Raw genomic sequence first — 12,397 nt, 5'->3', positions numbered from 1 at the left:
TCGTGGGCGAGGCACCCCCCGGTGCCGAGCGCGTCGCCCGGCGGAGGCCACGGCCTCCCTCCCGACCCTGTCGTTCCAGACGAGAGATAGAGGAACGCAATGAGAAAGCAGTACCTGGCGTTACGGCTGATGGCGGCGATGGCCGCGACCAGCCTGCTCGCTCTGGCCGGGGCGGTCGTCGCACCGGCCTCGGCGGCGGCCGGCCCCAACCTCGCGGCGGGCAAGCCGGCCTCGTCCAGCAGTGCCAACGCCCCCTACGGGGCGGGCAACGTCACCGACGGCAACGCCACCACCTACTGGGAGAGCAACAACAACGCCTTCCCGCAGTGGGTCCAGGTGGACCTCGGGGCCGCGGCCAGCGTCGACCAGGTCGTCCTGAAGCTGCCGCCCGCGACGGCCTGGGAGACCAGGACGCAGACCCTGTCGGTGCTGGCGGGCACGAGCGCCACGCCCACCACGACGGTCGTGGGTTCGGCCGGCTACACCTTCAACCCGGCGACCGGCAACACGGTGACGATCAACTTCGCCGCGACCAGCGCCCGCTACCTGCGGCTGAACCTCACCGGCAACACCGGCTGGCCGGCCGGCCAGATCTCCGAGTTCGAGATCTACGGCCCCGTCAGCGGCGGTGACACGACGCCGCCGAGCACGCCGTCGAACCTGGCCTACACCGAGCCCGGCTCGGGCCAGATCAGGCTGACCTGGAACGCCTCGACCGACAACGTCGGCGTGACCGGTTACGACGTCTACGCCAACAACGCCCTGCGCGGCAGCGTGGCGGGCAACGTCTTGACCTACACCGACACCCAGCCGGCCACCGCGACGGTGTCCTACTACGTCAAGGCCAAGGACGCCGCGGGCAACCAGTCGGGCAACAGCAACACCGTCACCCGCCAGGGCAGCACCCCGACCGGGACGAACCTGGCCATCGGCAAGGCGATCACCGCCTCCTCCTCGGTCTTCACGTTCGTGGCCACCAACGCCAACGACAACAACACGGCGACCTACTGGGAGGGCAACGGCGGCAGCTACCCGAACACGCTGACCGTCAGCCTCGGGGCGAACGCCAGCCTCAGCTCCGTCGTGCTGAAGCTGAACCCCGACAGCGCCTGGGGAACGCGCACGCAGAACATCCAGGTCCTCGGCCGCACGCAGAGCTCGACCACCTTCACCAACCTGGTGTCGGCGGCGAACTACGTCTTCAACCCCGCCACCGGCAACACGGTGACGATCCCGGTCGGCGGCGCCTACGCCGACATCCAGCTCAGGATCACCTCCAACACCGGCGCCCCCGCCGGGCAGATCGCCGAGTTCCAGGTCATCGGCACCCCGGCGCCGAACCCGGACCTGACGATCACCGCCCTGACCGCGTCCCCCGCCTCTCCGGTCGAGACCGCCTCCGTCACGCTCTCGGCCACGGTGCGCAACGCCGGCACGGCGGCCTCCGGCGCGACGAACGTCGACTTCTACCTCGGCACCACCAAGGTCGGCACCGCCGCGGTCGGCGCGCTCGCCGCCGGGGCGTCCGCCACGGTGTCGGCCGTCGCCGCCCCGCGTGACGCGGGCAGCTACGCGCTGAGCGCCAAGGTCGACGAGGCCAACAGCGTCGTCGAGCAGAACGAGTCGAACAACACCTTCGCGGCCTCCTCCCCGCTCGTGATCACGCCGGTCAGCACCTCCGACCTGGTCGCCACGACCAGCTGGACCCCCAGCAACCCGTCCAACGGCGCCGTCGTCACCTTCTCCGTGGCGATCAAGAACCAGGGCACCCTGGCCTCCGCGAGCGGCGCCCACGGCATCACGCTGAACGTCCTCAACGAGGCGGGCACGGTCGTCCGTACCCTGACCGGCTCCTACTCCGGCGTGATCGCGCCGGGCGCCACCACCAGCCCGGTGAACCTGGGCACCTGGACGGCGGCCAACGGCAAGTTCACCGTCAGGACGGTCCTCGCCGACGACGCCAACGAGCTCGCGGTCAAGCGGGCCAACAACACCAGCACCCAGCCGTTCTTCGTCGGCCGCGGCGCCAACATGCCGTACGACTTCTACGAGGCCGAGGACGCCGTCGTCGGCGGCGGGGCGGCCGTGGTCGGCCCCAACCGCGAGATCGGCGACGTGGCCGGTGAGGCGTCCGGCCGCAGGGCCGTCACGCTGAACAACACGGGCAACTACGTCGAGTTCACCACCAAGGCCAGCACCAACACGCTGGTCACCCGCTTCTCCATCCCCGACTCCGCGGGCGGCGGCGGCATCAACTCGACGCTGAACGTCTACGTCAACGGCACCTTCCTCAAGCCCATCAACCTGACGTCCAAGTACGCCTGGCTGTACGGCCCCGAGGCCGGTCCCAACAACTCGCCCGGCTCCGGCGGCCCGCGTCACATCTACGACGAGGCCAACGTCATGCTCGGGACCACCGTCCCGGCCGGCAGCAAGATCAGGCTGCAGAAGGACGCCGCCAACACCACCACGTACGCGATCGACTTCATCAACACCGAGCAGGTCTCGCCGGTCGCGAACCCCGACCCCGCCAAGTACACGACCCCCACCGGCTTCACCCACCAGGACGTGCAGAACGCCCTCGACCGGGTGCGGATGGACACCACCGGCAACCTGGTCGGCGTCTACCTGCCGGCGGGCACTTACCAGACGGCCAGCAAGTTCCAGGTCTACGGCAAGGCCGTCAAGGTCGTCGGCGCGGGTCCCTGGTACACCCAGTTCCGGGCGCCCGACACCCAGGACAACACCGACGTCGGCTTCCGCGCCGAGGCCAGCGCCAACGGCTCGTCCTTCGCGAACTTCGCCTACTTCGGCAACTACACCTCGCGCATCGACGGCCCGGGCAAGGTGTTCGACTTCTCCAACGTCGCCGACGTGGTGATCGACAACATCTGGAACGAGCACATGGTCTGCCTCTACTGGGGCGCCAACACCGACCGGGTGACGATCAAGAACTCCCGCATCCGCAACATGTTCGCCGACGGCATCAACATGACCAACGGCAGCACGGACAACCTCGTCAGCAACAACGAGGCCCGCGCCACCGGTGACGACAGCTTCGCGCTGTTCTCGGCCATCGACGCCGGCGGCGCCGACATGAAGGGCAACGTCTACGAGAACCTGACGTCCATCCTGACCTGGCGGGCCGCGGGCGTCGCGGTCTACGGCGGGTACGACAACGTCTTCAGGAACATCTACATCGCCGACACGCTGGTCTACTCCGGCATCACGATCAGCTCGCTGGACTTCGGTTACCCGATGAACGGCTTCGGCGCCAGCCCGCCCACCAGGTTCGAGAACATCTCGATCGTCCGCGCCGGCGGTCACTTCTGGGGCCAGCAGGTCTTCCCGGCGATCTGGGTCTTCTCCGCCTCCAAGGTCTTCCAGGGCATCCGCGTCAACAACGTGGACATCGTGGACCCGACCTACGGCGGCATCATGTTCCAGACCAACTACGTCGGCAGCCAGCCGCAGAACCCGGTCACCGACACGATCTTCACGAACGTCTCGATCACCGGTGCCAGGAAGAGCGGCGACGCCTTCGACGCCAAGTCCGGCTGGGCCATCTGGGCCAACGAGATGCCCGAGCCCGGTCAGGGCCCGGCGGTCGGCTCGGCCACGTTCAACAACCTGCAGCTGAGCAACAACTTCCAGAACATCCGGAACACGACGTCGACCTTCACGATCAACGTCAACCCGTGATCCGGCAGGAAGCCGGTGATCCCGTAGGAAGATCTCGGGAGAACCCGTAGTACCGGTGCCGCCGGGAGGTCCGACCCTCCCGGCGGCACTTTCCCGTTCTCCCGGGCTTCCTCCCGCCGGAACCCGGCCGGACGGTCCAGGCGGGCCCCGGACGGCGCCGGACGGCCCCGGACGGTCTCGCGCCGTTCCGGGGGACGTCCGGGGCTGATCTCCCCTGTTCGCCGCCGACCAGCGGGAAGATCCTCGTACAATGTCCCGATGGTTTCCCCCGAGAACGGCCCCGAGGTGAGCGACGCGTCGCGGGTCCTGCAGCGCGTCTTCGGCTACGACTCGTTCCGGGCGGGCCAGCAGGAGATCATCGAGCACGTCGTGTCCGGCGGCGACGCCCTCGTGCTCATGCCGACCGGCGGCGGCAAGTCGCTGTGCTACCAGATCCCCGCCCTCGTGCGTAAGGGCACCGGAGTGGTGATCTCGCCGCTCATCGCGCTCATGCAGGACCAGGTCGACGCCCTCACCGCGCTCGGCGTACGGGCCGGGTTCCTCAACTCCACCCAGGACTTCGAGGAGCGCCGCGCCGTCGAGTCGGCCTTCCTCTCCGGCGAGCTGGACCTGCTCTACCTGGCGCCGGAGCGCCTGCGGGTCGACGCCACGCTGCGGCTGCTCGACAGCGGGGTGATCTCGCTGTTCGCCATCGACGAGGCGCACTGCGTGGCCCAGTGGGGGCACGACTTCCGGCCCGACTACCTCGCCCTGTCCGCGCTGCACGAGCGCTGGCCGGACGTGCCGCGCATCGCGCTGACCGCGACGGCCACCGAGGCCACCCACGCCGAGATCGCCTCCCGCCTGAACCTGGAGAGGGCCCGCCACTTCGTGGCGAGCTTCGACCGCCCCAACATCCAGTACCGCATCGCCCCCAAGAACGAGCCCAAGCGGCAGCTGCTGGAGCTGCTGCGCACCGAGCACGCCGGGGACGCGGGCATCGTCTACTGCCTGTCGCGAAACTCGGTCGAGAAGATCGCCGAGTTCCTGGTGCAGAACGGCGTCGAGGCGCTGCCCTACCACGCGGGGCTCGACGCCCGCGTCCGCGCCGCCAACCAGGCGCGCTTCCTGCGCGAGGACGGCCTCGTCATGGTCGCCACCATCGCGTTCGGCATGGGGATCGACAAGCCCGACGTGCGCTTCGTCGCCCACCTCGACCTGCCCAAGTCCGTCGAGGGCTACTACCAGGAGACCGGCAGGGCCGGGCGCGACGGCCTGCCCTCCACCGCGTGGCTCGCCTACGGCCTCCAGGACGTCGTGCAGCAGCGCAAGATGATCGACACCTCCGAGGGCGACGACGCCCACCGCCGCCGCCTCGCGGCCCACCTGGACGCCATGCTCGCCCTGTGCGAGGCGGTCGAGTGCCGCCGCGCGCGGCTGCTCGCCTACTTCGGCCAGCAGGGCACCGCCTGCGGCAACTGCGACACCTGCCTGTCGCCGCCGGAGTCGTGGGACGGCACGGTCGCCGCGCAGAAGGTCCTGTCGACCGTGTTCCGGCTCATGCGCGAGCGCCGCCAGAAGTTCGGCGCCGGGCAGATCATCGACATCCTCCTCGGCAGGAAGACGGCCAAGGTCATCCAGCACGACCACGACGGCCTCACGGTGTTCGGCATCGGCACGGAGCTGGGCGAGGCCGAGTGGCGTGGCGTGGTGCGCCAGCTGCTCGCCCAGGGGCTGCTCGCCGTCGAGGGCGACTACGGCACGCTGGTGCTGACCGAGGCGAGCGCCGAGGTCCTGGGCCGCAAGCGCCAGGTCCCGCTGCGGCGCGAGCCGGAGAGGGCGCCGAAGGCCGCGAGGCCTTCCAAGAGCTCCACCTCGCGCCGGGCCGAGCCCGTCGAGATGCCGGAGGAGGCGGCGCCGGTGTTCGAGCTGCTCCGCGCCTGGCGCGGCGCCACCGCGAAGGAGCAGGGCGTGCCCGCTTACGTGATCTTCCACGACGCGACCCTGCGCGAGATCGCGACCAGGTCCCCCTCGTCCCTGGCCGAGCTGGGCACGATCAGCGGGATCGGCGAGAACAAGCTGGCCAAGTACGGCCAGCAGGTCCTCGACACCCTCGCGGGATCCGGTGAGGGATCCGGGGGCGGCTCCGGCCGGGAATCCGGGGTCGGCGAGGAAGCCCTTCTGGAGTTCCCCTGAGGTAGAATCGGGCGAATTCGGGCCTGATGGCTCGCGCAGTGAGACGCATGTAGGAGCCTGGAGGCTGTCGTCCGCCTCCGGGCTTCTCGCGTTGGCGGATCCCCCCGTGGCTGCGAACCCCCGAAAGAGGACGATCGTTGGCTGACAGAAGGAACGATCCGGTGGTGGTCGTCGGGCTCGGCCGCTTCGGCAGCTCCCTCGCGGTCGAGCTGTTCCGCAGGGGCACCGAGGTGCTCGCCATCGACAGCCGCCCCAAGGTGGTGCAGAGCCTGGCGGGGAAGCTCACCCACGTCGTCGTCGCCGACTCCACCGACATCGAGGCGCTGCGGCAGATGGGGGTGCCCGACTTCTACCGGGCGGTGGTCGCCATCGGCACCGACCTGGAGTCCAGCATCCTCACCACGTCCCTGCTCGTCGAGCTGGAGATCGAGGACGTCTGGGCCAAGGCGATCAGCCGCGAGCACGGCCGCATCCTGGAGCGGGTCGGCGCCCACCACGTGATCCTCCCCGAGCACGACATGGGGGAGCGGCTCGCCCACCTGCTCAACGGGCGGATGCTCGACTACATGGAGGTCGACGGCGACTACGCGGTGGTCAAGACCCGCCCGCCCCGCGAGTACGTCGGCGTGCCCCTCGGCGAGTCCAACCTGCGGCGCAAGTACGGCGTGACCGTGGTCTGCGTGAAGGGCGAGCACGACGAGTTCACCTACGCCGACGCCGGGACCGTGCTGGGGTACGGGGACGTGATCGTCATCGCGGGCAAGATCGAGCAGGTGGAGCGGTTCACCGAGCTGCCCTGAGCCCTACCGGGGTTTCCCGCCGCCTCGGACCTCCCTCACCGCTCGTGATCGTCCTAGACTGGGCCGAACTTACTAGAATGGAGTTCGGTAGCGATGCGATTCGGACTGTTCCTCAATGAATCCCAGAAACCGGACGCGCTCGGCCGGCTGCGGGAGCGCATCGCCCGCGGGGCAGACGACGGCTTCTCCTCGGTGTGGATGTCCCACACGTTCGGCCTCGACACGCTGACCGCGCTCGCCGTGATCGGAAGCCAGGTGCCCGGGATCGAGCTCGGCACCGGCGTCGTCCCGACCTACCCGCGCCACCCGGCGGCCCTCGCCCAGCAGGCGCTCACCGTCAACGCCGTCCTCGACGGGCGGCTCGCCCTCGGCATCGGGCTCTCCCACCAGATCGTGATCGAGGGCATGTACGGCCTCGGCTTCGACCGGCCCGCCCGCCACATGCGCGAGTACCTGTCGATCCTGATGCCGCTCGTACGCGGGGAGAACGCGGCCTTCGAGGGGGAGACCCTCACGGGACGGCTGGGGCTGAACACGCCGGGGCCGAGGGACATGCCCGTGCTCATCGCCGCGCTGGCCCCGAGGATGCTCAAGCTGGCCGGGGAGGTGGCCGACGGCACCGTGCTGTGGATGACCGGCGCCAGGACGGTGGCCGAGCACGTGGTGCCCGCCGTCACCGAGGCCGCGCGGGCCGCCGGGCGCCCCGAGCCGAGGATCGTGTGCGCGCTGCCCGTCTGCGTCACCGGCGACCCCGAGGCGGCCAGGGCGCTCGCCGCCGAGCGGTTCGCGATCTACGGCCAGCTGCCGTCGTACCGGGCGGTGCTCGACAGGGAGGGCGCCGAGGGCCCGGCGGACGTGGCGATCATCGGCGACGAGGACGAGGTGGGGGCGCGGATCGAGGCGCTCGCCAAGGCCGGGGTCACCGACTTCGTCGCCGCCGAGTACTCGCCGGACCCCCGGACGCGGGAGTTCCTCAAGAGCCTCCTCTGAGGGCTCCCGAGGGCTCCCGAGGACCCTTGAGGGCTCCGCCGCTCGCCCGCCCGTCCCGGCTCAGACGCCGAAGGCGCTCAGGGCCGCCCAGGCCGTCCCCGCGCCGGTGACGGTCCCGGCGGCGACCTGGGCGGGCGTGTGGTGGGTGAGCCTGACCCGCGCCCAGCACACCATCGCCACGACCAGCGCGCCGGCGACCAGCGTGGGCACGGCGGGCAGCACGTGGGCCAGCACCACCACGGTGCCCGCCGACACGGCCGCGTGGAAGGAGATCTTCCACCAGAGGGTGATCGGGACCGTGACCGCGAGCGCGGCCAGCATCGCGGTCACCGTGGCCACCAGGAGCCGGGGCGCGCCCAGGAGGATCAGCAGCGTCAGCGCGACGACCACCGCCGCGACCGCCACCAGCAGCGGAACCGTCCGGCTCGCCCGGTCGACCAGGTGGTGGGAGTCGAGGCGCCCGGAACGGACCCCGTTCAGGATCACCAGGGCCGGGATCCCGCCGCACAGGGCCGAGGCCACCAGGCCCCAGGCCGCGCCCGGCCAGCCGTCGGCCATCAGCCCGACGAGCGGAGGCAGCCCGATGACCAGCACCTGTGGCGCGAACAGCCCGGTCACCCACCGGGCCGCCGCTCCCGCGGCGTTCTCGCCGTCGCCCGCCATCTCCTGACCGGTCATCTGAATCCTTCCAGCGCGGAGACCCCGCTCCCGGGCTTTCCGGTGAGGGGGTCGCCCGCCCGCGTCGACATGAGGGTTGCGGGGCCCGTGGGCCCCGTGGAGCCACCCTGTCAGCTGAGGGGCCCGGGGACGAACATCCACGGGCCGTACGGCCTCAGGTCGTCCGGAGCGGCCGGAGCGGCCGGAGCGGCCGGGGAGGTGGCTCGGCGGTGACCCCCGGCAGCGATCCGGACGACAACCCCGTACGGGGGCCCGGAGGGTGACACGGCGCCCCGTGAGGGCGGCGGGCCGCGCTCACGGGTGCGGGTGTGCCCCGGGCTTGAGGCGGTGGTCAGTCGTTGGCGTGCAGGGTGCTGTTGAGCTCCACGCCCGTCCCCTTGCGGGGTACCGCCTCGACCGCGCCCGAGGTGGAGTTGCGGCGGAACAGCAGGCCGGAGGCGCCGGAGAGCTCGGACGCCCTGACCACCCGCCCCTCGGGCAGGACCACCTTGGTCCCGGCGGTGACGTACAGGCCCGCCTCCACGACGCAGTCGTCGCCCAGGGAGATGCCGACGCCGCTGTTGGCGCCCAGCAGGCAGCGCCGCCCGATGGAGATGACCTGCCTGCCGCCGCCGGACAGGGTGCCCATGATCGAGGCGCCGCCGCCGACGTCCGAGCCGTCGCCCACGACGACGCCCGCCGAGACGCGGCCCTCGACCATGGAGGTGCCGAGCGTCCCGGCGTTGAAGTTGACGAAGCCCTCGTGCATCACGGTCGTGCCGCTCGCCAGGTGCGCGCCGAGGCGGACCCGGTCGGCCTCGGCGATCCGGACGCCGCCGGGCACCACGTAGTCGACCATCCGGGGGAACTTGTCCACGCCGTAGACGGTCACCTGCCCCCGGGCGCGCAGGCGCAGGCGCACCTCCTCGAAGCCCTCGACGGCGCACGGGCCGTGGTTGGTCCACACCACGTTGCTGAGCAGGCCGAACAGCCCGTCCAGGTTCTGGCCGTGCGGCTGGACGAGACGCGCCGACAGCAGGTGCAGGCGCAGGTAGGCGTCGTGGGCGTCGGCCGGGGCCTCCGACAGCTTGGCGATGCCGGTGCGTACCGCGACCACCTCCACGCCGCGGTCCTCGTCGGGGCCGAGCAGCGCGGCGACCCCGGAACCTAGCTCCTCGACCGCCTCCTGTTCGGTCAGCCGCGTGGTGCCGGGCGAGGAGGGCTCGCCGAGCCGCGGGGACGGGAACCACGTGTCGAGCACGGTTCCGCCGGAGGTGATGGTCGCGATGCCGGCCGCGTACGCGCCGGTGATCTGGGCTGCTGCGTTCACGCCGACCAAGCCTAGCCAAAGTGGCCGCAATGGCAGTACGCCGAGGGAGCGTCGTCCGTGTGCCCGCCGTGCCCGGTGGTTAGCGTGGCCGCCATGTTGCAGGGGATCGACGTGTCGAACTGGCAGGGCGCCGTCAACTGGGGCGCGCACGCGAAGGGCGGGGTCTCCTTCGCCTTCGCCAAGGCGAGTGAGGGGAGTACCTTCACCGACAAGTGGTTCGGCGCCAACTGGAACGGCATGCGCGAGAGCTGGATCGTCTGCGGCGCCTACCATTTCGCCCGTCCCGCCGGAGATCCCGAGGCGCAGGCGGTGCACTTCCTGCGGATCGTGCAGCGGGCCGGGGGGCTGCGCCGGGGGGACCTGCTCGCGCTCGACCTGGAGACCAACGACCACCTCCCGGCGCACCGGGTGGCGCGGTTCGCCCGCAGCTGGTGCCAGGCGATCGTCGCGCTGTCGGGGGTCAGGCCGGTGATCTACACGTTCCTGTCGTTCGCGCGCGGCGGCAACTGCGCCGGGCTGGAGCCCTACCCGCTGTGGATCGCCGCGCCCGACCACCCCCGGGGCAGGCCGGAGGTGCCGAGGCCGTGGGACAGGTGGACGATCCACCAGCACTCGAACAAGCCCGTCGATCGCAACGTCTTCCGCGGCACCCGGGCCGAGCTGACCTCGCTGGGCTACCGCAGGAGCCGCGACGCCTGAGAAATCGCGTTGCCGACACCGGTAGCATCGATTCCCAGACCATCCGTCTACGTCTCCCAGGGAGCAACCGTGTCCGCCGTGCCAGAACTTCGTATCACCCTCGCCGGAGCCGCGCGTGTGGTGGCGGGAGGCACGACGTACGGGGAGGCGCTGGAGGCCGACGGCCGCTCGGTGGTCGCCGCCCGCGTCGACGGCGAGCTGAGGGACCTCGCGGCCCGGGTGGCCGAGGGCGACGTGATCGAGCCGGTCCCGGTGGGCAGCGCCGACGGGCGCGCCATCGTCCGCCACTCCACCGCGCACGTCATGGCCCAGGCCGTCCAGGAGATCTTCCCCGAGGCCAGGCTGGGCATCGGCCCGCCGGTCGAGAACGGCTTCTACTACGACTTCGACGTCAAGGACCCGTTCACCCCCGAGGACCTCAAGCGCGTCGAGAAGCGCATGCGCGAGATCGTCAAGCAGGGGCAGCTCTTCTCCCGCAGGCCCGTCTCCGACGAGCAGGCCGCCGAGGAGCTCGCCTCGGAGCCGTACAAGCTGGAGCTGATCGGCCTCAAGGGCGGCGCGGCCGACGAGGAGAGCGTCGAGGTGGGCGGCGGAGAGCTGACCATCTACGACAACCTCGACGCCAAGACCGGCGAGCTGTGCTGGAAGGACCTGTGCCGAGGCCCCCACGTGCCGACCACCCGGTCCATCCCGGCGTTCAAGCTGATGCGCTCGGGCGGCGCCTACTGGCGGGGCAGCGAGAAGAACCCGCAGCTCCAGCGGATCTACGGCACCGCGTGGGAGTCGCGCGAGAAGCAGGACGAATACCTCCACATGCTGGAGGAGGCCGAGAAGCGCGACCACCGCAAGCTGGGCGCCGAGCTCGACCTGTTCTCCTTCCCCGACGAGCTGGGCTCGGGCCTGCCGGTCTTCCATCCCAAGGGCGGGGTGATCCGCCGCGTGATGGAGGACTACTCGCGCAGGCGGCACGAGGAGGCGGGATACTCCTTCGTCAACACCCCGCACATCACCAAGGAGGGGCTCTACAAGATCTCCGGCCACCTCGACTGGTACGCCGACGGGATGTTCCCCCCCATGGAGCTTGAGGGGGCCAAGTACTACCTCAAGCCGATGAACTGCCCGATGCACAACCTGATCTTCAGGTCCCGCGGGCGGTCCTACCGGGAGCTGCCGCTGCGGCTGTTCGAATTCGGGGCGGTCTACCGCTACGAGAAGTCCGGGGTCATCCACGGCCTCACCCGGGTGCGCGGCATGACGCAGGACGACGCGCACATCTACTGCACCCGCGACCAGATGCGCGACGAGCTCAAGTCGCTGCTGCGCTTCGTGCTCGACCTGCTCCGCGACTACGGGCTTGACGACTTCTACCTGGAGCTGTCGACCAAGGACCCGGTCAAGTTCGTCGGCAACGACGAGGACTGGGAGGAGGCGACCGAGACCCTGCGCGAGGTCGCCGAGTCGGAGAAGCTGGAGCTCGTCCTCGACCCGGGCGGCGCGGCGTTCTACGGGCCGAAGATCTCCGTCCAGGCCCGTGACGCGATCGGCAGGACCTGGCAGATGTCGACGATCCAGCTCGACTTCAACCTGCCGCACCTCTTCGAGCTGGGCTACCAGTCGACCGACGGCTCCCGGCAGCAGCCCGTCATGATCCACCGGGCGCTGTTCGGCTCGATCGAGCGCTTCTTCGGTGTCCTGGTCGAGCACTACGCGGGCGCGTTCCCCCCCTGGCTCGCGCCGGTCCAGGTGGTCGGCATCCCGATCGCCGAGGCCCACGCGCCCTACCTCCAGGACCTCGCCAAGAAGGCCCGCGAGCGGGGCATCAGGATCGAGGTCGACGCCTCCGACGACCGCATGCAGAAGAAGATCCGCAACGCGCAGAAGTCCAAGGTGCCCTTCATGCTCCTGGCGGGCGACGACGACATCGCCAACGGCGCGGTCTCCTTCCGCTTCCGCGACGGCGAGCAGAAGAACGGGGTGCCGGTCGACGAGGCGATCGCCGAGATCGTCGACGCGATCGAGCGCCGGGTCCAGGTCTGACCTCCCC

8 protein-coding genes are annotated in these 12,397 nt (G+C 70.6%); 6 read left to right on the top strand and 2 right to left on the bottom strand.

Annotation, left to right across the window (positions count from 1 at the left end; translation table 11 throughout):
- The first annotated feature begins 99 nt into the window (after positions 1-99).
- From ACSC1Q_RS00350 to ACSC1Q_RS00335, 4 genes are all read left to right on the top strand, one after another.
- Complete coding sequence (locus ACSC1Q_RS00350; RefSeq protein ID WP_436756604.1) at positions 100-3,702, top strand: galactose-binding domain-containing protein; 3,603 nt, start codon at positions 100-102, stop codon at positions 3,700-3,702.
- A 258-nt stretch (positions 3,703-3,960) separates the two neighbouring features.
- Positions 3,961-5,877: a DNA helicase RecQ gene (gene recQ, locus ACSC1Q_RS00345; RefSeq protein ID WP_436756603.1), complete on the top strand. Its 1,917-nt coding sequence runs from the start codon at positions 3,961-3,963 to the stop codon at positions 5,875-5,877.
- A gap of 137 nt (positions 5,878-6,014) precedes the next feature.
- The gene (locus ACSC1Q_RS00340; RefSeq protein ID WP_350967452.1) at positions 6,015-6,677 is read left to right on the top strand and encodes a potassium channel family protein; all 663 of its coding nucleotides are present in this window, start codon (positions 6,015-6,017) and stop codon (positions 6,675-6,677) included.
- Between the two features lie 93 nt (positions 6,678-6,770).
- Positions 6,771-7,667 (top strand): LLM class F420-dependent oxidoreductase, encoded by an 897-nt coding sequence (locus ACSC1Q_RS00335; protein ID WP_436756602.1) that lies wholly within the window; start codon positions 6,771-6,773, stop codon positions 7,665-7,667.
- A gap of 60 nt (positions 7,668-7,727) precedes the next feature.
- Here ACSC1Q_RS00335 and ACSC1Q_RS00330 read toward each other — a convergent pair whose 3' ends face one another.
- Together ACSC1Q_RS00330 and dapD are read right to left on the bottom strand one after the other, a co-directional pair.
- Entirely contained in the window at positions 7,728-8,345 is a 618-nt protein-coding gene (locus ACSC1Q_RS00330) for a phosphatase PAP2 family protein (RefSeq protein ID WP_436756601.1), read from the bottom strand.
- Positions 8,346-8,676: 331 nt separating this feature from the next.
- Positions 8,677-9,654: a 2,3,4,5-tetrahydropyridine-2,6-dicarboxylate N-succinyltransferase gene (gene dapD, locus ACSC1Q_RS00325; RefSeq protein ID WP_436756600.1), complete on the bottom strand. Its 978-nt coding sequence runs from the start codon at positions 9,652-9,654 to the stop codon at positions 8,677-8,679.
- Positions 9,655-9,747: 93 nt separating this feature from the next.
- Between dapD and ACSC1Q_RS00320 the strand changes: the two genes are divergently transcribed.
- Both ACSC1Q_RS00320 and thrS read left to right on the top strand, forming a co-directional pair.
- Positions 9,748-10,353, top strand: a complete 606-nt coding sequence (locus ACSC1Q_RS00320) for a glycoside hydrolase family 25 protein (protein ID WP_436756599.1) — start codon at positions 9,748-9,750, stop codon at positions 10,351-10,353.
- 69 nt (positions 10,354-10,422) lie between these two features.
- Positions 10,423-12,390 (top strand): threonine--tRNA ligase, encoded by a 1,968-nt coding sequence (gene thrS, locus ACSC1Q_RS00315; protein ID WP_436756598.1) that lies wholly within the window; start codon positions 10,423-10,425, stop codon positions 12,388-12,390.
- Positions 12,391-12,397 lie beyond the last annotated feature (7 nt).

The sequence above is a fragment of the Streptosporangium heterodermiicola genome (genome assembly GCF_051390675.1).
Classification (GTDB): domain Bacteria; phylum Actinomycetota; class Actinomycetes; order Streptosporangiales; family Streptosporangiaceae; genus Streptosporangium.
This window is presented reverse-complemented; position numbering and strand designations above follow the sequence as displayed.

Excerpts from the sequence above, each read along its gene's own strand:
- recQ (WP_436756603.1), top strand. The coding sequence starts at position 3,961 with ATGGTTTCCCCCGAGAACGGCCCCGAGGTGAGCGACGCGTCGCGGGTC.
- ACSC1Q_RS00330 (WP_436756601.1), bottom strand. The coding sequence starts at position 8,345 with ATGACCGGTCAGGAGATGGCGGGCGACGGCGAGAACGCCGCGGGAGCG.
- ACSC1Q_RS00335 (WP_436756602.1), top strand. The coding sequence starts at position 6,771 with ATGCGATTCGGACTGTTCCTCAATGAATCCCAGAAACCGGACGCGCTC.
- ACSC1Q_RS00350 (WP_436756604.1), top strand. The coding sequence starts at position 100 with ATGAGAAAGCAGTACCTGGCGTTACGGCTGATGGCGGCGATGGCCGCG.
- ACSC1Q_RS00320 (WP_436756599.1), top strand. The coding sequence starts at position 9,748 with ATGTTGCAGGGGATCGACGTGTCGAACTGGCAGGGCGCCGTCAACTGG.